The following is a 22,936-nucleotide window of genomic DNA, read 5'->3' as shown; positions in this document are numbered from 1 at the left end:
GGCATTGCACATTTCGCCCACCCATGCGGGCCGCCCCGCATCGCACCCGCGGTGAGCCCGGCTCCCCGTATGATTGCGCAAACATACCGTCACCGCCTCCGGGCCGTGGCCCCTGTCGAGGAGGAGGCTGTCCCATGCCAGAGCTGCGGGTCGACCAGGACGCGTTCCTGCTGGACGGTGCCGAGTTCCGGATCGTCTCCGGTGGTCTGCACTACTTCCGCGTCCACCCCGGGCAGTGGCGGGACCGGCTGCGCAAGGCCCGGCTGATGGGGCTGAACACCGTCGAGACGTATCTGCCGTGGAACCTCCACGAGCCCCGCCGCGGCCGGCTCGTGCTCGACGGCGGTCTCGACTTCCGGCGGTTCGTCCGGCTGGCGCAGGAGGAGGGCCTGCACGTCCTGCTCCGGCCGGGCCCGTACATCTGCGGCGAGTGGGAGGGCGGGGGCCTGCCCTCCTGGCTGCTCGCCGAGGAGGGCATCCGGCTGCGGTCGTCGGACCCGCGCTACCTGGAGGCCGTGGCGTCGTACTTCGGCCGGCTGCTCCCCCGGGTGCTGCCGCTCCTCGGCAACCGCGGCGGGCCGGTGCTCGCGGTGCAGGTGGAGAACGAGTTCGGCGCCTACGGCGAGGACCCGGAGCACCCGCGCTGGCTGGCGGAACTGCTGCGCGCCCAGGGGGTGGACGTCCCGCTGTTCACCTGCGACCAGCCGGGCGACCTGGCGGCGGGCAGCGTGCCGGGGGTGCTCGCCACGGTGAACTTCGGCAGCGGCACGGCCGCGGGGCTCGCCGCGCTGCGCGCGCACCGGCCCTCGGGGCCGCTGATGTGCGGGGAGTTCTGGAACGGCTGGTTCGACCGCTGGGGCGGCACCCATGTCGTACGGGAACCGGACGACGCCGCACGGGAGTTGGACACCCTGCTCGCCTCGGGCGCGAGCGTCAACCTGTACATGTTCCACGGCGGCACCAACTTCGGCTTCACCAACGGGGCCAACGACAAGCACACCTACCGCCCCACGGTGACCTCGTACGACTACGACGCACCGCTTGACGAGGCCGGGGACCCCACGCCGAAGTTCGACGCGTTCCGCAAGGTGATAGGCCGTCATGTCCCGGTGTCCGACGAGCCGTTCCCCGGGCCGTCCCGGAAGCTCGCGGTGCCGGGCGTCGTACTCGGCGAGAGCGCCGGGCTGTTGGACCAGCGGGAGCGCCTTGGCGAGGCGGTCTTCGGGGAACACCCGCTCTCCATGGAGGAGTTGGGCCAGGACTTCGGCTTCGTGCTGTACGAGCGCCCGTTGGACGCGGCGGGTACGGCGCTGCTTGAGGTGCGCGGGGTGCGCGACCGCGCCCAGGTGTTCGTCGACGGGCGCCCCTGCGGGGTGCTGGAGCGTGAGGCACACGAGGCCGCGGTGGTCGTGGACGTCCCGCGGGCGGGGGCGCGGCTGCACCTCCTGGTGGAGAACCAGGGCAGGGTGAACTACGGGCCCGCCCTCCACGACCGCAAGGGGGTGCTGGGCGACGTGCTCCTGGACGGCGAGGTGCTGCGGGGGTGGAGTTCCCGGCCGGTCGGGCTGGCGTCGCTCGACGGCCTGCGGTTCGCGGTCGGCGGGCGGCCCGTGCCGGGACCGGCGTTCCACCGCGGTGTGTTCACCGTGGCGGAGCCCGCCGACACCTTCCTCGACCTCACCGGGTGGACGAAGGGCTGCGCCTGGATCAACGGGTTCCCGCTGGGGCGCTACTGGTCGCGCGGCCCGCAGCGGCGCCTCTACGTCCCGGCGCCGGTCCTCGTGGCGGGCGAGAACGAGATCGTGGTGCTCGAACTGCACGCAACGGTGGCGCCCGTGGCCGACCTCGTGGACACCCCCGACCTGGGCCCGACGGAGGAGTAAAAGCGGGTTCCACGGGCGGGTGGCGGTTCCCACGCGGGCGCGGGCGCGCCTCAGCCCGCCGGGAGCGCCACCTCGGAGACCAGGCGGTCGCACCAGGTGACGAGGGCCAGATGGCCGCCCGCCCCGTCGGACCTGACCGCAAGGGCGCCCGGCGGGGTGTGCGGCGCTCCCCCGTCGAGGGTGACCACGGCGGCGACGAGGGCGCCTTCCGCGGGCGCCTCGGCGGTGAGCCACGGGATCGCCGTCCAGTGGCCGAGCGGCCCGCTGTCCTGCTCAAGCAGCACACCGCCCCGGTCGAAGCCGCGCAACCCGCGCAGCCTGGAGGTGAGTTCGCCGGTGGCCGCCACCGCGTGCGGCGCGCCCCCGGGCGCCGTACCGCCGGGTGGTGGCGCCCCGTGGGCGTCGGTGGCCTCGGTGTCCGGGCGTACGTCGGCGGCGACGGGCCAGCCGCCGAGCCGGAGGCGGCGGGCCGGGCCGAGGGGCCCTTCCACCCGGGCGAGGCGCACCTCCACCCCGTCGCGTACCACCGACGCCACCGTCACCACCGGGCCCGCGGTGGCCGTCCCGGTGCGCCCCGAGCCGTGGTCGGCGGCGTCCCCCGCCGCCGCCACCCAGTGCACGCGCCCGCCGGACACCGCCGTCAGCACCCTCCCCGGCAGTTCGGCGAGGCCGCGGGTGCGGAAGCCGGTGCGGTGGGTGGCGCGGCCGTGCGCGTCGACGAGGGCCACGGTGTTGTCCACCGGGTCCGCCGTGGTGGCGCCGGTCAGCGGGGGCAGTGTGGCGGTGGAGTAGCCGAGCCTGGCGTAGAGGGGCGCGTCGGTGCGCACCGCGCCGGGGGCGGCGTGGTCGGTGCCGTGGTTGAGGACCGTCACCACGCCGTCCGCCGCGCGGCCCGAGACCAGCCAGCCGGGGGCGCGCACGATCCGCGCCCGGTCGCCCTCCTCCACCGGCAGCGGCCGCTCGGTGGCGGTCCACACCGGGTGCCCGGCGGGCAGCAGCAGGCCGAGCATGCCCGTCGCGGCCCAGTAAGGGGAGCCGGGGCCCGAGTAGGACTGGCGCATCCCCGGCCAGGGCCGGTGCCAGCCGAGCGTCAGCAGCCCGCGCCCGTCGGGCACCCCGTGCCGGGTGAAGTGGTCCAGCATGCCACTGGCGGCGCGGCGGGTGAGCCCCGGCGCCAGCCGGGTGGTCCCGGTGAGGGCGCCCACCCAGAAAGGGGCCGCCGCGGCGAAGCGGTAGACGAGGCTGCGCCCCTGGAGCAGCGGTGAGCCGTCGGCGCCGACGAGGCACACCGCGTCGTCGAGGTAGCGGGCGAGGTCGGCGCCCCACCGTGCGCGCAGCGCGGGGGGACAGAGCGTCCCCGTGACATCGAAGAGGTGGGTCCACAGCAGCGGGAAGGTGTGCAGGGCCCAGCCGGTGTAGTGGTCGTAGGCGCGCTCGGGCCCGTCGGCGAGCCAGCCGTCGGCGCGGCGCAGCGAGGCGTGCACCGCGAGGTCCGCCTCGATGTCGCCCGGCGCCCAGGGGCCGCCGCTCTCACGCAGGAAGGACTCGACGACGATACGGAACCACACCCAGTTCAGCGGCGGGTACGGCTGCCCGACCACCGTCGAGAGCCAGCGCACGGTGGTGTCCCTGACCCGGTCGTCGAGGCGGTCCCACAGCCAGGGGCCGGTCAGCCGGAGCGCGAGGGCGACGGACGCGGCCTCCACCTTGGCCTGGTCGAGGCGGTCGGGGCGCGGCCATGCCTCGGGGTGGTGTGGGTCGGTGCCCGCGGCGAGTCCCGCGGCATAGCGCTCCATGAGGTGGGCCGGGTCCGCGCCGTCCTCCCCCGCGACGCGCAGGGCGGCGAGGAGCAGGGAGCGCGCGTAGCCTTCGAGCCCGTCGGAGTCGGGCCCGTACGCACTGGGCGGACCGGGCGGCAGGACGCGGGCGCCGCCGGGCGAGCGGTGGGGGTCGAGTGCGGCGAGCATCCGGTCGGCGAGCGCGGTCCAGTCCTGGCGGCGCCAGCCGGTGTACGGGGAGGTCCCGGCGGCGCCGAGGAGTTCGGCCGGGGTGGTCATGCCTGCACCTCAAGGGACGCGTGGGTGACCGGGGCCAGGGGCGGCAACCCGGCGGCGTAGCGCTCCAGTTCGGTCAGGGCCAGGTCGGTCATGCGGCGGGTCTCCGAGCCGAGGGAGCCGGCGATGTGGGGGGTGAGCACCACGTTGGGCAGGGTGTACAGCGGGGAGTGCGCGGGCAGCGGCTCGGGGTCCGTCACGTCGAGGATGGCGTGCAGCCCCGCCGTGCAGGCCGCCTCAAGGGCCGCGGTGTCGACGAGGGAGCCGCGTGCGGTGTTGACGAGCACCGCGTGCTCGGGCAGGGCGGCGAGCTGTGCGGCGCCGATCAGGTGCCGGGTGCCGGGCAGGGCGGGCGCGTGCAGGCTGAGCACGTCGGCGCGCGGCAGGGCGTCGGCCAGGGTGGCGGTCTCGGCGCCCGCCGCGGCGACGGCCGCGGGGTCCACCACGGGGTCGACGACGAGCACCCGGGCCAGGTCGAGTCGGCGCAGCAGCCTGGTGACCCGGCCGCCGACGCGGGAGAAGCCGACCACGACCACCGTGCGGTCGCGCCCGGAGAGTTCGCCGCGGCCGGTCGCGTACGTCCAGTCGTCGCGGAAGCGGCGCGCGTCGTTGGCGAGGAAGGGTGCCTTCTTGAACGCCCAGAGCACCGCGGCGAGGGTGAAGTGGGCGACGGGCTCCGCGTTGGCGTCGGCCGCGGTGGTCACCAGCAGGCCCCGGTCGAAGACGGCGTCGGTGACGTGCGGGCGCACCGAGCCCGCGGCGTGCAGCACGGCGCGCAGCCGGGGCGCCGCGGCCAGGACGTCGGCGCCGAGGGGCGGGCAGCCCCAGGAGGTGAGCAGGACCTCGGCCTCCGCGAGGCGGCGGCGGGCGGCCCCGGAGGTGAGTTCGGTGACGGCCACCGGCTCCCCGAGGGCGGCGGTGGCGCCGAGCCTGGCCAGCTCCGCGGCGCCGAACTGCATGGCGAGCGCCCTGTCGTCCATGACGAGCAGTGTCTCGGGGCGTGCCGGGCGGGGCGCGGCGGCGCGGGCCGCGGTCATCGGACGCTCCCGGTGGCGAGTCCGCTGCGCCACTGCCGCTGGAGCAGGACGAACGCGGCGACGAGCGGGACGACGGCGAGCAGCGACCCGGTGATCACCAGGGGGTTGTACTGGGGGAACTGGGTGACCCTGGTGCTCCACTGGAAGATGCCGAGGTTCATCGGGAAGAGCTTGGGGTCGGTGAGCATGACCAGCGGCAGGAAGAAGTTGTTCCAGATGGCGACGAACTGGAACAGCAGGATGGTGACGACGCCGTTGCGCATCATCGGCAGGCCCACCGTGAAGAAGGTCCGCAGCTCCCCCGAGCCGTCGACCCTGGCCGCCTCCAGGATCTCGTCGGGTACGGCGGCGTCCGCGAAGACCCGGGCGAGGTAGACGCCGAAGGGGTTGGTGAGCACCGGCAGGAACACCGCCCAGAAGGTGTCCACCAGGCGGAGTTGGGAGGCGAGCAGGTACAGCGGCAGGGCGAGCGCGGTGGTCGGCACCAGCACCCCGGTGAGGGTGACGGCGAAGAGGGTGCGCCGCCCGGGGAAGTCCAGCTTGGCGACGGCGTAGCCGCAGGCCGCGCAGACCAGCGCGCCGACGGCGGCGCCGACCACGGCGTAGAGCACGGAGTTGCGGACCCAGAAGAGGAAGACGCCGTCCTGTTCGTCGAAGAGGGCCCTGAGGTTGTCGCCGAGGCTGAAGGAGCCCGGGTGGAGGGTGAAGGCGCCGGTGGTGGAGAAGTCGCCGACGTCCTTGGTGGCGGAGGTCACCAGCCACAGCAGCGGCAGCACGCTGTAGAGGGCGCCGATCAGCAGGACGGCGTGGACACCGGCCCGCGAGGTCCACACGGACGCGGACGCGGGGGCCGCGGCGGTACGGGGTGTGCTGCCGGGGGTGGCGCGGGGTGTGGTGCCGGGTGTGGTGCGGTTCATCGCGCGGACCTCCTGGTGGACAGGCGCATGACCAGCGCGGAGAGCAGGGCCGACACCACCGCGAGGACGATCGAGGCCGCGGCGGCGCGGCCGTAGTCGTCGCCCACGAAGGCGGAGTCGTAGACGTACAGGCTGGGTGTCCAGTCGCTGGTGACGGAGCCGGTGAAGGTGTGCAGGACCAGGGGCTCGGTGAAGAGCTGGAGGGAGCCGATGAGGGTGAAGACCAGGGCCACGAACAGGGTGGGCCCGATGACGGGCACCTTGATGCGCAGCGCGGTGCGCAGTGCTCCCGCGCCGTCCACCCGGGCGGCCTCCAGGATGTCCCGGGGGACGGAGCGCAGCGCCGTCAGGAAAATGATCATGTTGTAGCCGCACCACTGCCAGTCGGCCATGTTGGCGATGGACGCGACCACGCCGTTGCCGCCGAGCGGGTCGAAGGGCAGCAGGTCGTCGACAGGGCCGATGGTGGGGCTGTAGAGGTAGGCCCAGATCAGACCGGCGATCACCGCGGGCACCGCGTACGGCAGGAACACCGCGAGCGTCCACACCGCGCGCAGGCGTACGACGGCGGAGTCGAGCAGCAGCGCGAGGACCAGGGCGCCGCCGAGCATCACGGGCACATGGATGAGGGCGTAGAGGGCGACATGGCCCACGCCGGAGCGGAAGTCGGCGTCGCCGAGCACGTCCGTGTAGTTGGCCAGCCGGACGAACACCCGGTGCGGGCCGCCGAAGCCGAGTCCTGAGAGGCGGTCGGTGAAGAGGCTGAGGCAGACCGCGTAGCCGACGGGGACCAGCACCGTGGCGAGCAGCAGCAGCGCGAAGGGCGCGGCGAGCAGCAGGCCGCCCCGTGCCGTGCCGCCGCGGCGGCGGGCGGCGGGGTGGCGGCGCGGCGGTGTGCCGGGGTCGAGGCCGCGTGCGGGGCCGAGCAGGCTCATACGTGCCTCCTCACGGACGTGGCGGTGTCTCCCGCCGGGGTGTGCGGCGCGGCTGCCGGGGCGGCCTCGACGACGGACAGGCCGCGGGCCCGCATCGCGGAGGCCGCCTCCCGCTGCACGGTGCGGACGGCGCGGGGCAGGGTGGTGCCGTGCGAGGTGACACCGCCGAACGCGTTGGCGACGGTGGAGAACAGGCCGAGCGCGTTCGGCCCCCAGGTCCACTCGGGCACGCTGGCGGCCGCCTTGTCGAGGACGTCGTAGACGGGGTCGCCGAGGAAGTAGCCGCCCCGGTAGACCCTGCGCGCCTCGGCTCGGCTGGGGGTGTAGCCGGGGAACGGGGAGGTGAAGGCGGCGCCGATGCGGACCACCTCGGGGTCGGTGCTCAGCCAGCGCAGGAACGTCAGCGCCGCGTCGGGTGCGCGGCTCTCGGCGGAGATGCCGAAGGCGGTGCCGCCCTGCATGCCGGCCGCGGGCCTGCCGTCCCAGGTGGGCAGGGTGGCGAGCGCCCAGCGGCCGGTGTCGCCGGGGATGGACTTGCCGAGGGTGCCCACGCTCCAGGAGGCGCCGAGCAGTGCCCACAGGCGCCCGGTGTGGACGGCGGAGATCCACTCCTGGCTGCCCGTGGGGTCGGAGCGCACCAGTCCTGAGGCGATCATCTCCTGCCAGTACGCGGCGGTGCGGAGGGTGCCCTCCCCCGCGACGTCGACCCGCCAGCTCTCCCCCTCGACGCGCCACCAGGGGTCGCCGCCCTGCCAGGACATTCCGGCGAAGAAGGAGCCGTCGTTCAGCGGGAAGGTGGTGATGCGGGCGTCGGGGCGGGCGTCGCGCACGGCGTGCGCCGCGGTGCGGAACTCCTCCCAGGTGCGGGGCACTTCGATGCCGTGCCGGTCGAACAGGTCCTTGCGGTAGTAGAGCACCATGGGCGCGATGTCCATCGGCACCGCCCAGGTGCGCCCGTCCGGCCGCACCCCCTCCCAGGCGGCGGGGGCGTAGCCGTCCGCCAGGTCGTGCAGGTCGGCGGTGAGGTCACGCAGGCCGCCGCTCGTCAGGATCTGCGGGAGGCCCTGGTACTCGACGTGCAGGATGTCGGGCGCGTTGTGGGCGCGCAACGCGTTGGTCTGCTGGGCGTAGCCGCCGGAGAGCCCGGCCGCGATGACGCTCAGTTCGACCCTGATGCGGGGGTGGGACGCGTTGAACGCGGCCACGTACTTGTCCATGCCCGTCAGCCATGACCACACGGTGACCGTGGTGGCCCCCGAGGAGGACCCGGAGCAGCCGGACACCGCGGCGCCGGTGAGGGCGGCGGCGCCCGCGCCGAGCGAACCGCGCAGCAGCGCACGGCGGGTGGGGCCCGGCGGCCCGGCGCCGGGTGCGGACCCGGCCGTCGCGCCCCGGCCTTGTTCCGGCCTGAGTGACCCCATCGTCTCCTCCTGAGGTGGTGGTGCGGATCACTTCAGCGCCCGGTGTCGCCCGGGGTCAACGAGGCGGAACCAGTTCGATCAGAAACGAACAGAAACGATAGTGAGGATGGGGTCGCCCCCGCTGACACCGGGCGCGGCGGTGGGGTGTGCGACATCCCGTGGGTTTCCCTGAGTCCAGCTGCGTCGTCCTGGCACGGGCCTCGGCAGGGCTGGCGGACAGCACCATCCGCGGGGACATCGGTCACCTGGATCAGATCAGGAACTGGTTCGGCCGGCCCTTGTGGGACATGGAGCCCGCCGACGCGGACGGGTACTTCGGGAAGGTGCTGCGGCACTCGCCCAGCGGCACCCGGCTGGGCCGGTCGCAGGCGTCGAGCACGTACTTCATGTTCCTGGAGCTGCGGCACAAGGTCGAAATCCACCGGATGACCGGCCGGGCGGTCGAGTGCCCGATCGACGAGATGAACCGGCCGCGCGGGGCCAAGGGCGCCCGCTGCGGATCCCGCCGAGTGAGCCGGAGACCGGGACGCTTTTCACGGGCTGGGGCGGCGAGCTGGCGGCCTGCCGGAAGTTCGCCCCGACCGCCCGGAACTACACCGCCTCGAAGCTGATGTCCCAGGTCGGCCTGCGGGTGAGCGAGGCATGTGGGCTCGACCTGGACGACATCAAGTGGGACCTGGGCCGCTTCGGCAAACTCCACGTCCGCAACGGCAAGGGGGCCCGCAGCTCGGGGCCGCGCGAGCGGATGGTTCCGCTGATCAGCGGTGCCGATCGGACACAGCGGTGGTTCATCGAGGACGTGTGGGGTCAGTTCGACGACGATCACACGCGCCCTGGTGCCCCGCTGTTTCCCTCCGAACGCAAGAACACCGACGGCTCCGCCCGCCGGGTCGGCGACGACGCCCTGCGCAACGGGCTCGACAACGCGGTCGTGGCTCATCTGCCGAATTGGACAGACAGGCTGTGACCCCTCACGTCCTGCGGCACTTCTGTGCGTCCCAACTCTACGGAAACGAGCCGGATTTGCTCGCTATCCAGGAGGTTCTCGGACATTCCTGGATTGCTACAACCATGCGGTATATCCACATGCAGCAGACCCGGGTCGAGGACGCCTGGGTCGCCGGGATGGAACGGGCCGCGAAGCGGCTGGAAGGACGCCCGATGAGGTGGAACCTGCGGCTGACCGCCGCGAACAAGGGTATCTGGAAGGCGTCTGAGCTCCAGCGGAGCCTGGCCGAGCACGGCCTGGTGATCTCGGCCGACAAGATGACCGGGCTGTGGTCGGGCCAGCCGGTCTCGCTCAAGCTGGAGGACCTGGACGTCATCTGCGTGACCCTCGGCTGCGAGATCGGCGACCTGCTGGTCCCCGAACCTGAGAAGGTCCGCCGCCCTGGCCAGGCAGAGGAGACGGAACGGGCCGCGGTCGCGCGGGAACCGTCGCACCGAAGGTGGTCCGCAAGCGGCGGGACGGCCGGTCGCTGCCGCCGGAGTGAGCCGGTGGCACGGTTCCCGAAGGGCTACGTCAAGCCCACCGATTCCTGCGAGAGCTGCCTGGCCTGGGGAAACTTCAGCAGCCGCCTCTGCCCCACCTGCTATATGTTCGGCCGCGGCCACGACGCGGCCGCATGCACCGGCTGCCGCCGCATCCAGCCGCTGAAGTGGAACTACTGCCGCTTGTGCTGGTGCCAGGCCCGCCTCAGCGCGAAGACTTTCGTCGGCCAGCCCATGGGACGAGACGGACGTGCGGGACCGGCTCGCCGCGTGAAGGCACGGTCTGGCTCTACCTCAACCGAGTCCGCCCGGCCCTGCTGGAATGGTCGAACCCCTACGACCACCTGCACGAAGTGACCCGCGACGACGTCCTCACCTACATCAAGACACTGCACGGCCACCAGCGCCACGACCAACTCGTCGCCCTGCACTCGCTGTTCACCTGGGCCAAGCGTTACGGACTGATCTCCCGCAACCCCACCAGCCGGATCAAGGTCGGGCAATTCGAGTACGCCGTGCTGCAACCGCTCGTCCCCGAGCAGGTCGACCGCTCCGTCGCGGCGGCCACCACCCCGGCGACGCGGCTCATCCTCGCCTCCGCAGCGGTGCACGCCGCCCGGGTCGCCCAGATCGCCACCCTCAGGCTCGACGACGTCGACCTCGGCAACCACCGGCTGACCATCGCCGGACGCGTCCGCCCGCTCGACGATCTCACCCGGAAGCTGCTGCTGGACTGGTTGGAGCACCGGCGCCGCCGGTGGCCGAACACCGCGAACCTCCACCTGCTGATCAACCACCAAACCGCCAACATGACCAGCCGCGCCAGCAACCACTGGATCAGTGCCGCGATGCGCGGGCAGGATGCGACGTTGGAGCGGCTCCGCGTCGACCGGCAACTCGAAGAGGCCCTGACCCACGGGCCCGACCCGCTCCATCTCGCCAAGGTCTTCGGACTCGACGAGAAGACCGAGATGCGCTACGCGGACTCCGCACCAGCGCTGCTGGAACAGGCCGCCGAGACCGGCCTCGCCACTTCACCACGAGCCCACGAGTCAGCTCCCTGACCTGGGGGCACCGCCCCAGGGCCAGGTCGACAGTCCTTCAGTTCCGCGAACTCACGACGGCGATGAGTCAGGGGGCGGGTGGGACGAACTCGGGCTGGTCAAGCAGGCGCAGCCAGCTTCCATCAGGCTGGCGCCGGACGACCTGTGCCCGGGCACCAGCACCGTCCTTCGGTGGGGTCGAGGTGAGGGCGATGTCATCGCTGATCAGTGTCGGCAGCGGCTGTTCCGGCTCAAAATGGGGACGGTTGGCCAGCACCTTCTCCCACAGCGCGCGAATCGCCTTCCTGCCCACTGTCTGGTCACCGGGCGGGTAGGCCATCACCGCATCCTCTTCGTAGAGTGCGGCGACCCCGGCCGCGTCACCAGCATTGGATCGTTCGACGAACAAGCGGGTGACGTCCTCGGGGCGCATGGCCTTCTCGTACTCCGGCATGAATTCCTCCTAGAGGTCGGGCTTCGACGCCTCCCAGCGTGGCCATCGACTGACCAGAAGTCCAACAGATGAATCTTCTGGAAGCTAGAATCTACAGTCATGGAGCTGAGGCAGTTGGAATACTTCGTCGCGGTCGCCGAGGAGCAGAACTTCACCCGGGCAGCCGAGCGAGTGCACATCAGCCAGTCCGGCGTCAGCGCCCAGATCCGCCAACTGGAACGGGAACTCGGCGCCGAGCTGTTCGACCGGTCAGCCCGCGCCGTCACCCTCACCGTCGCGGGAAAGGCCGCACTCGAACACGCCCGCGCAACCCTCGCCGCCGCTGGGGCAGTCGGCCAAGCGGTAGGCGAGGTGACCGCCTTGATCCGGGGGCACCTCACCGTCGGGATGGTCATCGGCTGCACCCTCACCCCGCTGTTCGACGCCCTCGCCGTGTTCCACCAGGCACATCCCGGTGTGGAGATCTCGCTGCTGGAGGACAGCTCGGACCGACTCGTCGAAGGGGTGCGCACCGGTGCCGTCGACCTGGCACTCATCGGTGCCGCAGCCGCCACCCCCGAGGGGCTGGACGCGCTGACCATCATCAGCGAGCGGCTCGTCGTGGCAGTCCCGGCCGGGCACCCCTTGGCCAAACAGCGGCGGGTCACTCTGCGCGACCTGGTCGTCTACCCGATCGTGTGCATGCCGACCGGTACCGGCCTGCGCTCGGTATTCGACCAGGCTTGCGTCGCACAGAACCTCCAACCTGCGATCGCGCTGCAAGCCAGCGCCGCGGATGCCATTGCCGACCTCGCCGCCCGCGGGCTTGCTGTCGCCATCCTCAGCGACTCCATGGCCGCGCGCTACCGCGACAGGCTCACCGCCCGCACCATCGAAGACGTCGATACACCCGCATTGCTCGCCCTGATCTGGAAGAGCGCCCACAGCCCAGGGATGCGTGAACTGCTCCTGCACAGTAGGCAAGCATTCGCCAACCCTGACCCGCGACTTCCCAGTGAACCCACGGGTCCATCCCCTGGCATCAGGGCGACAGACCCTTGAGTTCCCGCCGAATGAACTTCAGTTTCCGCGAACTCGCGGGCCTCTGGGGGGTTGAGGAACATCGGAACGAAAATCGGCGCTAAGACCCCGGCGGTGCTGGTGAGCGGCGGTCGGGCCGACGGTGGCCGGGCGGGTCGGAAGTCTTCCCGCAGATAACGTCGTATTATCTGCGGCTTATCTGCGGCATCGCTGAACCCGACCTGCGCCGACGTCGCCGAGCCGGTGCGCGAAGCGACCCCGTTATCTGCGGCAAGGGGGAAACGGTACCCGCCGTCGTCCAGCTCCGGTCCGGGAAGGCGCTGACCGTCCGCGCGGCCGACGACGCCTTCCCCGGCTCGCTCACCAACGCCAACACCGCCCGTGGCTACGGCACCGGCGTCGGGAAGACCACCGAACGGCTCGACGAGGAGCGGCCCCTGGCGGCGGTCGCCGACGCCGAGGCCGGCGAGGCACTGGAACAGCTCTGGGACACCGCGGCGGTCAACACCTGGAACGCGCGCCGCGCGGCGGTGCTGGCCTGGCTCGGCTGGTGCGCGGACCACGGCTACGACGGCCCGGCGGTGCCGGGCTGGGTGAAGCGGATGACGCCGCCGATGACCGGGGTGTAGCCGACGTTGCAGCCGTGCGCGACCAGCAGCGCGGCGATCGTCACCTCCAGGTCCGCCAGGCGGGCCTCGCCGCCGGTGATGGAGGTGAACGCCTTGTCGGCGCCGGTCCAGGAGAAGACCTTTAGCAGCACCTCCGACAGGTCCACCCGCGGCAGCATCGCGTTGACCGCCGCCCGCAGCTCCAGCAGGGATGCCGGTTCCGGCTCGGGCTCCAGGGCGGCGAAGTGCAGCCGCCCGTCGCCGTCGAACACGATGTGGGAGTTCGCCGGCACCCGGGCGGCGACCTCCCGGTGGGTGCCGTCCAGCAGCGCGGCGCGGGCGGCCAGGTGCTCGCCGGGCTCGCCGGGCAGGCCAAGGGAGGCCAGCACCACCGGCCGCACCCGCTCCCACACCGCCCCGTCCAGCAGCTTCGCGCGCGGGTCGCCCCACTTCGAGGAGTTCGCCGCGAACACCTCGCGGCGCCGCAGCATCCGGTGCAGCCCCTCCAGCACGCACAGCGCGTACGCCTTCACATCCACGCACCCCGGCTCGGCGTCCGAAGAGGCCAGCACCAGGCGCTTCCACGACCCGGCCAGCAGCCCCGCGTCGATCTCGGCGGGCGCGACCTTGCGGCGCCTCAGCAGGCCGGGCAGCGACTTCAGTGCGGCCAGCACGTCGGCGCCCTGCGGGGTTGCCCCGAAGTCGACGACGTCCACCAGGGTCTTCAGGAACGGCCGGACCGTGCCGAACCGACCCACCACGCGTCGTCAGGTACACCGCAGTCGCCATCAGCGTGGCCAGGCGCCGGTGGTCGCCGTGCCGCCGCAGCAGCGACGCCTTCCCGTCCACCCCGTACCGCGACAGCTCCGCCAGCCGTCGGGGCGGGACCGCGGCGACGTCCAGGTCCGCCATGCCGAACGCGGCGATCTCCGCCGCCCGCTCCAGCGCGGCCTTCATCGCCGGACCCGACACCCGCACCGGCCCCGGCGCAGCCGGTCCAGCTCCGGGACCCGCGCACCGGCCGGCACCTCCAGCAAAGAGTCCGGCACCGTCCGCTGACCGGTGTTCAGCAGCCCGTACAGCGTCTGCCACAGCCGCTCGTTCGCCTCCGCCCGCACCGACGCCACAAGCCGCACCAGCGTCGTCACCCCCGGCAGCAGCACCCGCCGCTCGCGCAGCCACCCCACCGCCGCGTCGAACAGCGCCTTCGGGCCCTCCTCGGCCGTCCAGGCCCGCGCGTCCACCCATTCCCGTAGCTCCGCCTCCGCCCCGGCGAACTCCCGGTAGCCGAAGACCTCCCGCAGCTCCCGGACGTGGTCGAGCCGGGTGTTCTCCCGCTCGCCGTACGTCTTCAGTGCGGAGGCGTCCGGGATGCCGAGTTGTTCGGCGAGGTAGCCGGCGACCTCCGCCGGCACGTCGGCCGGGTCGTCCAGGACCACCCCGAGGAACCGCGCGGTGGTCAGCTGGACCGCGAAGCCCAGCCGGTTGTGGGCCCGTCGCTTCGGGTCGACCAGCGCGCGGTCCGCATCGTCCAGGAAGAAAAACCGCTCCAGCTCCGCGCGCGACGGCGCCCCCTCGTACGCCCCGTACCCCGCGACCTGCGAATCCGTCAGAAACTCGACCGGCATCCCGGACCTCCAGACAGTCAATGATCAACACGACTGCCGAAGGCTCCGCCCCCTCAGAGTCCCAGGTCAAAGCGCTCTCAGGCCCGCGCGAGGCTTAGCGCCGGTTTTCGTTCCGATGTTCCTCAACCCCCGGTACATTGACGATCCGTTCCGATCAGGAGCGATCGCCCACGCGGGCCCCGTCGCACCGCCCCCCCCGGCGCCCGGCACAACGGCCCCGCCGCCCCGGGGTGGGCCCACGGCACGGGCGGGCGATGGTATGTGACGAGGCGTCAGGAGGAGCGGATGGAGCGTCAGGAGCACACCATGCCGCTGGCCGCCGAGCGCCAGGAGCGGATACTCGCGGCGGTGCGCCAGCACGGCATGGTCCGCCTCGCGGAGCTGGTGGCGGAGTTGGGTGTGACCGCCGTGACGGTGCGCAGGGATGTGACGCTGCTCGCCGACCGCGGCCTCGTACGGCGCCTCCACGGCGGCATCGCGCTGCCGCACCGCGCCCAGGCGCCGCGGGCGCGTGAGGGCCCGCAGGGCGCGTACGGGCCGATGGCGACGCGGGCCCTGGTGGGCATGGTGGTGCCCTCGGTCGAGTACTACTGGCCGCCGGTCATCCAGGGCGCGCACACCGCGGTGGCGGCGGCCGAGGGCCGGCTCGTGATGCGCGCCTCGCGGTGGGACGACCCCGCGGAGGACCGGCGGCAGATCAACGCGCTTCTTGAGCGCGGTGTGCAGGCGCTGCTCGTCGCACCGGCGACGAGCGGTGACGCGGCGGTGGAACTGCTGCGCCGGCTGGGCTCGTTCGGGGTGCCTGTGGTCCTCGTCGAGCGCCGCCCGCCGCCCGGGCTCGCGACGCTCGCGCTGGACGCGGCGACGACGGCACACGCGCTCGGCGCCGGGCTCGCCGTGCGGCACCTGGTGACCCTCGGCCACCGCGGGATCGGTCTTGTCACCACCCGGCAGAGCCCCACGAGCAAGGCGCTGCGCGCCGGTTGGCGGGAGGCGGCGCGTGCGCTCGAACTGCCGCCGCACGACGGGATGGACGTCGAGGTGCCGTCGTACGGGGAGCCCGGCTGGGCCGAGGCGTACACCGACGTGCTCAGGCGCGGGCGCGAGCGCGGGGTGCGCGCACTGCTCGTGCACTCCGACCGTGAGGCCATCGGGCTCATCGAGCGGGGCCGGGACCTGGGTGTCGAGGTGCCGCGGGACCTGGCCATCGTGACGTACGACGACGAGATCGGCGCCGCGTCCGACCCGCCGCTGACCGCGGTGCGCCCGCAGAAGCACCGGCTGGGGATGCTCGCGGCCCAACTCGCGCTCGCCAGACTGGCCGAGGTCGGCGACGAGTGGCCGGTGCACCGGGTGGAGCTGTGGCCGAACATCGTGGTGCGGGAGTCGTGCGGCACGGTGCCGCCGCCGGAGGCGGGGTGACGCCGCCCTCCCGCGTGTGGCTGTCGGGGGTTGCCCTGTGGGAGCGCCTCAGTGCTGCGGCGGCGCCAACGGCGTGGGACCGGGCAGCAGTTCGGGCTCGACCAGCAGGTGTCCCAGCGCCGCAGCGAGCAGCCGGGCGCCGGGCTCCTCGCTCGCGCCGCGCCGCTGTCGCAGCGCCTCCGCGGCGGCCACCGCGAGCCTGGTCACCTCGTCCGCGAGCGTTCTGACCGGCAGCTCGATCCGGGAGAGCGCGCTGCTCGACCGGTCCTCCGGCAGGGTGCCGATCACCACCATCGGCAGGTCGTCGGGCACCCTGAGCCCCGTCGCCGACGGCATCGACGCCAGCAGGTGGTGGTGGGCCGAGGGGTGCTGCACCACGAGCGCGGTGGGCCCGCCGGGGCGCAGGGACACACCGTCGTCCGTCAGCAGCGCCCGCAGCCGCCGCGCCTCGCCCGCCGGGTCGTCCAGCGAGTGCACCACCTCGACCGCGCACCCCGTGGCCGCGGCGGCCCCCCGCGCGCCCTCGATGCCGCGCAGCGCGTAGCTGCGCCGCGCCCGCACCTCCGCCTCGCTCGGCGCGAGGTACACCAGTGAGCGGTGGCCCGCCGCCGCCAGGGTGCGCACCGCGAGCGCGGCCGCCCCGGCCCAGTCCAGGTCGGTCCACGGCAGCGCGTTCTCGTCGGCGGGCCTGCCGATCAGCGCGGCGGGGAAGGCCACCTCGCGCACGACGTCGATACGGGCGTCCTCCATGTCGACGGCCATCAGCACCGCGGCGTCCGCGAGCCCGCTGAGCGCGACCCTGCGCAGCCCCTCCGCCTTGTCGCGGCTGGTCGTCAGCAGCAGGTCGAAGCCGAGGCCGTGGGCGGCGTCGCTCAGCTCGATGGCGAACCTGCCGTCCACCGAGTGCTGCAACCCGGCCCTGCGCGGCAGCGCGAGCGCGATCACCCGGGTACGGCTGCTGCGCAGCGTACGGGCGCTGGCGCGCGGGTGGTAGCCGAGCGCGTCCACCGCCTCACGGACCCGCTCCCGCGTCTCCTCCGAGATGGACCGCGACCCGTTGAGTACGTAGGAGACGGTGCTCGGAGCGACCCCCGCCCGCTGGGCGACATCCCTGATGGTGGCCAACTTCGAGCCCTTCGACGACACGGTCGGCCATCGTATCCAACGCCGTCGGGTGCCCCCGGCACCGCCGTCCGCGGCGGGCGGGCGCGCCCGGCGGCCCGTCCGCGGCCACCGTGCGCAGCGCGCCGCGCCTCGTGGCCAAACTCCGCTCCCGGCCGAACATTCCCGGTCGGCCCCGACCTATTGTCGCCACCCCCGGCAGCGCCTAGCATCGCCGCGTCACCTCGATCGAATCGATTCGACAGTTGCTTCGACCCGGGTGCGCCCCTCCGCGTTCGCACAGCGCCGCAGACCGAACGGAGAGCCCACGACCATGCACCCCACTCGCCGTCGCCGCCAGGCGACGGCCGCCCTGCTCGCCGCCGCGATGGCGGCCACCGCGCTGACGGGATGCGCGAGCGTCCCGGACCCCGGCACCATCACGGTGCTCAACTCCGCGACGGACAGCCTGGAGCACGCTCAGGCACAGCAGTTCTTCGACCAGTGCGCGAAGCCGCTGGGGGTCAAGGTCAGGCAGACCAGCGTCCCCGCCGACCAGGTGGTGTCCAAGGCGCTCCGGATGGCGTCGTCGCACTCGCTGACCGACATCCTCGAACTCGACGGCTCCGAGGTGCCCCAGTTCGCCGACACCGGCGGCCTGGTGCCGGTGCGGCAGGCCGGTGTGGACGTCACGGGGATGTCGGGGAGCGCCGTGACGATGGGCAGCTTCAAGGGCACGCAGTACGGCGTCGCCCGGGCGGTGAACTCGCTGGCGCTGATCTACAACGTCGACCTGCTGAAGCAGGCCGGGCTCGAACCACCCACCACCTGGGACGAGTTGAAGGCCACGGCGAAGAAGCTCACCCATGGCTCCACCTTCGGCATGGCGTTCAGCGCGACACCCGACGCCGACGGCGTCTACCAGTTCCTGCCGTTCTTCTGGTCGGCGGGCGGCGACGAGGCCCACCTCGACGACGGCAAGGGCGCGCCCGCGCTCCAGCTCTGGAAGGACCTGGTGGCGCAGAAGTCCGCGTCGAGCGCCGTGGTCACCTGGAACCAGCAGGACGTCAACGACCAGTTCATCGCGGGGCGCACCGCCATGATGGTCAACGGCCCCTGGCAGGTGCCGGTGCTCGGGCAGCACAAGGACCTGCACTGGGCCGTGGCGCCGATCCCGGTCCCGCAGGCGGGAAAGCCGCCGGTGCCGCCCATCGGCGGGACGGTGATGACGATCCCGAGGACGGACGACAAGGACCGCCAGCACACCGCCGCCAGGATCATCAACTGCCTCAACGAACGGCGCAACCAGGTCGCCTGGGGCGAGGCGGTCAACAACGTGCCCACGGTCGCGGCGGCGACCGAGCAGTACAAGAAGCAGAACCCGAAGCTGGCCGCCTTCGCCGACGAGGTGGCCACCGCACGCTCGCGCACCGACCGGGTCGGCGCGAACTGGCCCGTCGTGTCCGACGCGCTGGCGGGCGCGTTCCAGTCCGTGCTGACCGGCAGGGCGTCCGCGCAGTCGGCGCTCGCGCGGGCCCAGGCCCGGGCCGCGTCGGGCGAGTGAGGAGACAGCCATGACCATCACCGCCGCCGGCGCCACCACCGCCCCGGGCGCCCCCGACCCGGCGTCCGTGCGGACCGCGGGGGCGGGCGGGCGCCGCAGCAGCCTGCTGCGCTGGTGCTTCGTCGCCCCCGCCGTCCTCTACATGCTGGCCTTCTTCGGCTACCCGCTCGTGCGCAACATCGTCATGAGCTTCCAGCACTACACACCGCGCACCTACTTCACCGGCGAGTCGCCGTTCAACGGCTTCGACAACTGGCGCGCCGTCTTCGACAACCCGCTCTTCACCGACTCGCTCTGGCACACCCTGGTCTTCACGGCGGGCTCACTGCTCGGGCAGTTCGCCATCGGGCTCGCCCTCGCCGTGTTCTTCTCCCGGCGCTTCCGGCTCTCCGGCTTCGCCCGCGCGGTGCTGCTGCTGCCGTGGCTGGTGCCGATGGTGGTCACCTCCATCGTGTGGCGCAAGCTGCTCGACCAGGACACCGGGGTCGTCAACACCCTGCTGGCCGACCTGCATCTGGCGTCGTCGCCCGTGCACTGGCTGAGCAGCCCGAGCGTGGCGCTGCTCTCCGCGATCCTGGTGAACATCTGGATTGGTATCCCGTTCAACATGGTGATCCTCTACGGCGGCCTCCAGGAGATACCCGAGGAGCTGTACGAGGCCGCGTCGCTCGACGGCGCGGGGGCCTGGCGCACGTTCCGCAGTGTGACGCTGCCGCTGCTGCGGCCGGTGGTCACGGTGGTGCTGGTGCTCGGCTTCATGTCCACGGTGAAGATCCTCGACCTGATCCTCGCGCTGACCGCGGGCGGCCCCGCGGACTCGACCCAGACGCTGGGCACCGTCACCTATCAACTGTCCTTCCAGCAGCTCGACTTCGGGCAGGGCGCGGTGGTGGGCAACATCCTGATCCTGGTGAGCGCGGTGTTCGCCGTGCTCTACCTCCGCGCCAACAGGGCCGACTTCGGCCGGGGGAAGTGAGCCGCCATGTCGTCACCCTCAGTGTCCACCCGCAGGCCCGCGGGCACCGCGCGCCGGGGCCCAGGCCGGGCCCGCAGGATGCCGCGCGGCGCCAACACCGCTGTCGCCGTGGTGATCCTGGTCGTCCTGCTGTTCCCGCTGTACTGGATGGTCAACATCGCGCTCCAGCCCGGGGAGAGCCTGGCCGCCACCGACTGGTTCCCCGTCTCGCCCGGATGGGACAACTTCCACCGCGCGCTGAGCAGCCAGGGCGGCTCGCTCGGCACCAGCCTCCTCGTCGCGCTCGGCGCCGTGGTGGTGTGCCTGGTGCTCGCGGCCCCCGCCGCGTACGGGCTCGCGCGGTTCGGGCTACGCGGCGGCAGGACCATCCTGTTCGGCACCCTGATCACCCAGATGGTGCCGGGCATCGTCGTCGCCAACGCCCTCTACAGCGCCTACGTCGACCTGCACCTGGTGAACTCGCTGCTCGGCCTCGTCCTCGCGGACGCCTCGCTCGGGCTGCCGTTCTCGCTCGTGCTGCTGCGCGCGTTCATGGTGTCGATCCCGCGCGAGGTGGTCGAGGCGTCGCTGGTGGACGGCGCGAACAGGTTCACCTCGTTCGTGCGGATCGTGCTCCCGATGAGCCGCAACGCCCTCATCACGGCGGGCCTGTTCACGTTCCTCTTCGCCTGGTCCGACTTCATGTTCGCGCTGACGCTGAACACCACGGACGACGTCAAGCCGATCACGCTGAGCATGTACGAGTACATCGGCGCCCATGTCAGCGACTGGGGCGCGGTCATGGCCACCGCCGTGGTCTCCGCGGTCCCCGCGGCGATCCTGCTGGTGCTGGCCCAGAAGTACGTCGCCGCCGGTATCACCGGCGGCTCGGTCAAGTGAACAGAGTGGAGTACCGATGAAGTTCACCGACGGCTACTGGCTGATGCGTCCCGGGGTGCGCGCGTACCACGCGTCCTCGGTCGCCGACGCCGTCGTCGCCGAGGACCGGTTCACGCTGTACGCGCCGGTCGACAGGGTGCGGCACCGGGGCGACACCCTCAACGCCCCGCTGCTGACCGTGGAGTGCTGGTCCCCCGCCGAGGGGGTGATCGGGGTGCGCACCACCCACCACGCGGGACGTGCCCCGCGCGGCCCCGAGTTCGCCCTCGCCACGGCCCGTGACGGCGGCCACGCCAAGACCGTACGGGAGGGCTCCGCGCTCGAACTGCGCTCAGGGGAACTGTCGTTGCGGGTGGACACCGAGGCGCCCTGGCGGCTCGACTTCGGCGCCGGGGGCCTCCTCCTGACCTCGCTCGGCGACCGCGGCACCGGGTACACCGAGGACGCCGAGGGGCGGCACTTCATGGTCGGCCGGCACAGTCTGGCCGTCGGTGAGCAGGTGTACGGGCTCGGCGAGCGGTTCACCCCGTTCGTCAGGAACGGCCAGAGCGTCGACGTCTGGCAGGCGGACGGCGGCACCAGCAGCGAGCAGGCGTACAAGAACGTGCCGTTCCACCTCTCCAGCCGCGGCTACGGGGTGTTCGTCAATCACCCGGGGCACGTCTCCTACGAGGTGGGCTCCGAGGCGGTCGGGCAGGTCCAGTTCAGCGTCGAGGACCAGTCGCTCGAATTCTTCGTGGTGTACGGGCCCACGCCCAAGGAGGTGCTGGCGCGCTACACCGCGCTCACCGGGCGCCCGGCGCTGCCGCCGGACTGGTCCTTCGGGCTGTGGCTCTCGACGTCGTTCACCACCGACTACGACGAGGCCACGGTGGGCCGCTTCGTGGACGGGATGACGGACGCGGGCATCCCGCTGGGCGTCTTCCACTTCGACTGCTTCTGGATGCGCGGCTACCAGTGGTGCGACTTCGTCTGGAACCCCGACGTGTTCCCCGACCCGGCGGGCATGCTGGCCCGGCTGCGGGAGCGCGGCCTGCGGGTCTGTGTGTGGATCAACCCCTACATCGCCCAGAAGTCGCACCTGTTCGCGGAGGGCATGGAGCGCGGCTACCTGCTCCGCACCGCGGAGGGCGACGTGTGGCAGTGGGACCGCTGGCAGGCCGGGATGGCTCTGGTGGACTTCACCGACCGGGACGCGCGGGACTGGTACGCGCGGCAGCTCAAGGCGCTGCTCGACCAGGGCGTGGACTGCTTCAAGACCGACTTCGGCGAGCGGGTGCCGACCGACGTGGTGTGGCACGACGGCTCCGACCCCGAGCGGATGCACAACTACTACACCCAGCTCTACAACGAGACCGTGTTCGACCTGCTGCGCCGGGAGCGCGGCGAGGGAGAGGCGGTGGTGTTCGCGCGCTCCGCCACCACGGGCGGGCAGCGGCTGCCGGTGCACTGGGGCGGCGACTGCGAGTCGACGTTCGAGGCGATGGCGGAGTCGCTGCGCGGCGGGCTCTCGCTCGGCCTCTCGGGCTTCGGCTTCTGGAGCCATGACATCGGCGGCTTCGAGGGGACGCCGAGCCCGGCGCTCTTCAAGCGGTGGGTGCAGTTCGGCCTGCTGTCCTCGCACAGCAGGCTGCACGGCTCCAAGTCGTACCGGGTGCCGTGGGACTTCGGGGAGGAGGCGGTGGAGGTCACCCGCGCCTTCACCCGCCTCAAGCACCGGCTGATGCCGTACCTGTACGGGGCGGCGCTCCAGGCCAGGGACGACGGCACGCCCACCATGCGCGCCATGGTGCTCGAATTCCCCGACGACCCCGCGTGCCACGCCCTCGACCGGCAGTACATGCTCGGCGACGACCTGCTGGTGGCGCCGGTGTTCGACGAGGACGGCGTCGTCGAGTACTACGTGCCCGAGGGCGTCTGGACCAACGTCCTCACCGGTGAGCGTGTCGAGGGGCCCCGCTGGCGGCGCGAGACCCACGGCTTCGGAACACTGCCGCTGCTGGCGCGCCCCGGCTCGGTGGTGCCGTTCGGCGCCGTCGACGACCGCCCCGGGTACGACTGGGCGGACGGGGTCACCCTCCGGGTGCACGAGCCCGCCGACGGCTCGGAGCGGGTGACGGCGATCCCGTCCCGCGACGGCTCGGAGGCGGCCGCCGTGTTCACCGTCCGCCGCGCGGGCCACGAGGTGACCGTGGAGACGGACGCCGCGGGGCCCTGGCGGGTCCTGCTCGTGGGCGCCGCCCCGGCAGGGGACGCGGCGGCCGATCCGCTCGGCGCCCTGTACACCCTCCCCGCGGGCACCCGCCGGCTGACCGCGCGCCTCGCCTGAACCGCCCGGGCCCGGGGCGGACGGCCTCCGCCCCGGCCCCGGAGCGCCCCCCTCGCCGCAGCGCACCGCATGACCGCTCGGCATGCCCGCGCGACACCGCGCCCGCACGCGCACCCCCGCACCCCACCCGCTCCCTTCGATTCCGCATGGCAGAGGTACTTCCCACGGAGGACA

General features: G+C 72.6%; 18 protein-coding genes and 3 pseudogenes. 12 read left to right on the top strand and 9 right to left on the bottom strand.

Annotated elements, in window-relative coordinates; translation table 11 throughout:
- Window positions 1-134 precede the first annotated feature (134 nt).
- Window positions 135-1,883 carry a beta-galactosidase gene (locus ACIBIW_RS07885; protein ID WP_399333156.1) on the top strand — a complete coding sequence of 583 codons (1,749 nt, stop codon included), beginning with the start codon at window positions 135-137 and terminating at the stop codon, window positions 1,881-1,883.
- A gap of 50 nt (window positions 1,884-1,933) precedes the next feature.
- On the opposite strand, the gene ACIBIW_RS07880 is transcribed toward ACIBIW_RS07885, so the two are convergent.
- The 6 genes from ACIBIW_RS07880 to ACIBIW_RS07855 form a co-directional block, all read right to left on the bottom strand.
- The gene (locus ACIBIW_RS07880) at window positions 1,934-3,940 is read right to left on the bottom strand and encodes a DUF2264 domain-containing protein (protein WP_399333154.1); all 2,007 of its coding nucleotides are present in this window, start codon (window positions 3,938-3,940) and stop codon (window positions 1,934-1,936) included.
- Window positions 3,937-4,974 carry a hydroxyacid dehydrogenase gene (locus ACIBIW_RS07875; protein WP_399333152.1) on the bottom strand — a complete coding sequence of 346 codons (1,038 nt, stop codon included), beginning with the start codon at window positions 4,972-4,974 and terminating at the stop codon, window positions 3,937-3,939. The genes ACIBIW_RS07880 and ACIBIW_RS07875 overlap by 4 nt, the downstream gene beginning before the upstream one ends.
- Window positions 4,971-5,891 (bottom strand): carbohydrate ABC transporter permease, encoded by a 921-nt coding sequence (locus ACIBIW_RS07870; RefSeq protein ID WP_399333150.1) that lies wholly within the window; start codon window positions 5,889-5,891, stop codon window positions 4,971-4,973. The genes ACIBIW_RS07875 and ACIBIW_RS07870 overlap by 4 nt, the downstream gene beginning before the upstream one ends.
- Window positions 5,888-6,826: a carbohydrate ABC transporter permease gene (locus ACIBIW_RS07865; RefSeq protein ID WP_399333148.1), complete on the bottom strand. Its 939-nt coding sequence runs from the start codon at window positions 6,824-6,826 to the stop codon at window positions 5,888-5,890. Before ACIBIW_RS07865 ends, ACIBIW_RS07870 begins: the two co-directional genes overlap by 4 nt.
- Window positions 6,823-8,247: an ABC transporter substrate-binding protein gene (locus ACIBIW_RS07860; RefSeq protein WP_399333146.1), complete on the bottom strand. Its 1,425-nt coding sequence runs from the start codon at window positions 8,245-8,247 to the stop codon at window positions 6,823-6,825. Before ACIBIW_RS07860 ends, ACIBIW_RS07865 begins: the two co-directional genes overlap by 4 nt.
- A 250-nt stretch (window positions 8,248-8,497) precedes the next feature.
- Entirely contained in the window at window positions 8,498-8,635 is a 138-nt protein-coding gene (locus ACIBIW_RS07855) for a hypothetical protein (RefSeq protein WP_399333144.1), read from the bottom strand.
- A 57-nt stretch (window positions 8,636-8,692) separates the two neighbouring features.
- On the opposite strand from ACIBIW_RS07855, the gene ACIBIW_RS07850 reads away from it, so the two are divergent.
- The 4 genes and pseudogenes from ACIBIW_RS07850 to ACIBIW_RS07835 all read left to right on the top strand — a co-directional run bounded on the left by ACIBIW_RS07850 (window position 8,693) and on the right by ACIBIW_RS07835 (window position 10,802).
- Window positions 8,693-9,214, top strand: coding sequence for a tyrosine-type recombinase/integrase (locus ACIBIW_RS07850; protein WP_399333142.1), 522 nt, complete (start codon window positions 8,693-8,695; stop codon window positions 9,212-9,214).
- Window positions 9,211-9,282, top strand: a pseudogene (locus tag ACIBIW_RS07845) (integrase); the annotation flags it as partial. The gene ACIBIW_RS07850 and the pseudogene ACIBIW_RS07845, both read left to right, overlap by 4 nt.
- Window positions 9,283-9,333: 51 nt before the next feature.
- Window positions 9,334-10,095, top strand: a complete 762-nt coding sequence (locus ACIBIW_RS07840; protein ID WP_399333996.1) for a helix-turn-helix domain-containing protein — start codon at window positions 9,334-9,336, stop codon at window positions 10,093-10,095.
- Window positions 10,092-10,802, top strand: a complete 711-nt coding sequence (locus tag ACIBIW_RS07835; RefSeq protein ID WP_399333140.1) for a hypothetical protein — start codon at window positions 10,092-10,094, stop codon at window positions 10,800-10,802. Before ACIBIW_RS07840 ends, ACIBIW_RS07835 begins: the two co-directional genes overlap by 4 nt.
- Window positions 10,803-10,869: 67 nt before the next feature.
- Here ACIBIW_RS07835 and ACIBIW_RS07830 read toward each other — a convergent pair whose 3' ends face one another.
- On the bottom strand, window positions 10,870-11,235 hold the full coding sequence (locus ACIBIW_RS07830; RefSeq protein WP_399333138.1) for a YybH family protein: 366 nt from the start codon (window positions 11,233-11,235) through the stop codon (window positions 10,870-10,872).
- Between the two features lie 99 nt (window positions 11,236-11,334).
- Here ACIBIW_RS07830 and ACIBIW_RS07825 point away from each other — a divergent pair, with 99 nt between their 5' ends.
- Together ACIBIW_RS07825 and ACIBIW_RS07820 are read left to right on the top strand one after the other, a co-directional pair.
- The gene (locus tag ACIBIW_RS07825) at window positions 11,335-12,276 is read left to right on the top strand and encodes a LysR family transcriptional regulator (protein ID WP_399333136.1); all 942 of its coding nucleotides are present in this window, start codon (window positions 11,335-11,337) and stop codon (window positions 12,274-12,276) included.
- Window positions 12,277-12,575: 299 nt separating this feature from the next.
- Window positions 12,576-12,869, top strand: a pseudogene (locus ACIBIW_RS07820) (site-specific integrase); the annotation flags it as partial.
- On the opposite strand, the pseudogene ACIBIW_RS07815 reads toward ACIBIW_RS07820, so the two are convergent.
- Window positions 12,863-14,491 (bottom strand): annotated as a pseudogene (locus tag ACIBIW_RS07815) (DUF4158 domain-containing protein); the annotation flags it as partial. The pseudogenes ACIBIW_RS07820 and ACIBIW_RS07815 overlap by 7 nt on opposite strands.
- Before the next feature lie 285 nt (window positions 14,492-14,776).
- On the opposite strand from ACIBIW_RS07815, the gene ACIBIW_RS07810 reads away from it, so the two are divergent.
- On the top strand, window positions 14,777-15,913 hold the full coding sequence (locus ACIBIW_RS07810; RefSeq protein WP_399333134.1) for a substrate-binding domain-containing protein: 1,137 nt from the start codon (window positions 14,777-14,779) through the stop codon (window positions 15,911-15,913).
- A gap of 48 nt (window positions 15,914-15,961) precedes the next feature.
- Here ACIBIW_RS07810 and ACIBIW_RS07805 read toward each other — a convergent pair whose 3' ends face one another.
- Window positions 15,962-17,059 (bottom strand): LacI family DNA-binding transcriptional regulator, encoded by a 1,098-nt coding sequence (locus tag ACIBIW_RS07805; RefSeq protein ID WP_399333132.1) that lies wholly within the window; start codon window positions 17,057-17,059, stop codon window positions 15,962-15,964.
- A 289-nt stretch (window positions 17,060-17,348) separates the two neighbouring features.
- Between ACIBIW_RS07805 and ACIBIW_RS07800 the strand changes: the two genes are divergently transcribed.
- The 4 genes from ACIBIW_RS07800 to yicI all read left to right on the top strand — a co-directional run bounded on the left by ACIBIW_RS07800 (window position 17,349) and on the right by yicI (window position 22,762).
- Window positions 17,349-18,578, top strand: coding sequence for an extracellular solute-binding protein (locus tag ACIBIW_RS07800; RefSeq protein ID WP_399333130.1), 1,230 nt, complete (start codon window positions 17,349-17,351; stop codon window positions 18,576-18,578).
- A gap of 10 nt (window positions 18,579-18,588) precedes the next feature.
- Window positions 18,589-19,554 carry a carbohydrate ABC transporter permease gene (locus ACIBIW_RS07795; RefSeq protein WP_399333128.1) on the top strand — a complete coding sequence of 322 codons (966 nt, stop codon included), beginning with the start codon at window positions 18,589-18,591 and terminating at the stop codon, window positions 19,552-19,554.
- A 78-nt stretch (window positions 19,555-19,632) separates the two neighbouring features.
- Window positions 19,633-20,433 (top strand): carbohydrate ABC transporter permease, encoded by an 801-nt coding sequence (locus ACIBIW_RS07790; protein ID WP_399333994.1) that lies wholly within the window; start codon window positions 19,633-19,635, stop codon window positions 20,431-20,433.
- A 16-nt stretch (window positions 20,434-20,449) separates the two neighbouring features.
- The gene (gene yicI / locus ACIBIW_RS07785; RefSeq protein WP_399333126.1) at window positions 20,450-22,762 is read left to right on the top strand and encodes an alpha-xylosidase; all 2,313 of its coding nucleotides are present in this window, start codon (window positions 20,450-20,452) and stop codon (window positions 22,760-22,762) included.
- The last annotated feature ends 174 nt before the right edge of the window (window positions 22,763-22,936 follow it).

The organism is Streptomyces sp. NPDC050560 (assembly GCF_044457285.1).
In the GTDB taxonomy this organism is placed as follows: Bacteria; Actinomycetota; Actinomycetes; order Streptomycetales; family Streptomycetaceae; genus Streptomyces.
Note: the sequence above shows the minus strand (reverse complement) of the source record. Positions and strands in the feature narration are given on the sequence as shown.

What these genes read in the sequence shown, in the direction of transcription:
- ACIBIW_RS07885 (WP_399333156.1), top strand. Translation starts at nt 135, where the DNA reads ATGCCAGAGCTGCGGGTCGACCAGGACGCGTTCCTGCTGGACGGTGCC.
- ACIBIW_RS07880 (WP_399333154.1), bottom strand. Translation starts at nt 3,940, where the DNA reads ATGACCACCCCGGCCGAACTCCTCGGCGCCGCCGGGACCTCCCCGTAC.
- ACIBIW_RS07875 (WP_399333152.1), bottom strand. Translation starts at nt 4,974, where the DNA reads ATGACCGCGGCCCGCGCCGCCGCGCCCCGCCCGGCACGCCCCGAGACA.
- ACIBIW_RS07870 (WP_399333150.1), bottom strand. Translation starts at nt 5,891, where the DNA reads ATGAACCGCACCACACCCGGCACCACACCCCGCGCCACCCCCGGCAGC.
- ACIBIW_RS07865 (WP_399333148.1), bottom strand. Translation starts at nt 6,826, where the DNA reads ATGAGCCTGCTCGGCCCCGCACGCGGCCTCGACCCCGGCACACCGCCG.
- ACIBIW_RS07860 (WP_399333146.1), bottom strand. Translation starts at nt 8,247, where the DNA reads ATGGGGTCACTCAGGCCGGAACAAGGCCGGGGCGCGACGGCCGGGTCC.
- ACIBIW_RS07855 (WP_399333144.1), bottom strand. Translation starts at nt 8,635, where the DNA reads ATGAAGTACGTGCTCGACGCCTGCGACCGGCCCAGCCGGGTGCCGCTG.
- ACIBIW_RS07840 (WP_399333996.1), top strand. Translation starts at nt 9,334, where the DNA reads ATGCAGCAGACCCGGGTCGAGGACGCCTGGGTCGCCGGGATGGAACGG.
- ACIBIW_RS07830 (WP_399333138.1), bottom strand. Translation starts at nt 11,235, where the DNA reads ATGCCGGAGTACGAGAAGGCCATGCGCCCCGAGGACGTCACCCGCTTG.
- ACIBIW_RS07825 (WP_399333136.1), top strand. Translation starts at nt 11,335, where the DNA reads ATGGAGCTGAGGCAGTTGGAATACTTCGTCGCGGTCGCCGAGGAGCAG.
- ACIBIW_RS07810 (WP_399333134.1), top strand. Translation starts at nt 14,777, where the DNA reads ATGGAGCGTCAGGAGCACACCATGCCGCTGGCCGCCGAGCGCCAGGAG.
- ACIBIW_RS07800 (WP_399333130.1), top strand. Translation starts at nt 17,349, where the DNA reads ATGCACCCCACTCGCCGTCGCCGCCAGGCGACGGCCGCCCTGCTCGCC.
- ACIBIW_RS07795 (WP_399333128.1), top strand. Translation starts at nt 18,589, where the DNA reads ATGACCATCACCGCCGCCGGCGCCACCACCGCCCCGGGCGCCCCCGAC.
- ACIBIW_RS07790 (WP_399333994.1), top strand. Translation starts at nt 19,633, where the DNA reads ATGCCGCGCGGCGCCAACACCGCTGTCGCCGTGGTGATCCTGGTCGTC.
- yicI (WP_399333126.1), top strand. Translation starts at nt 20,450, where the DNA reads ATGAAGTTCACCGACGGCTACTGGCTGATGCGTCCCGGGGTGCGCGCG.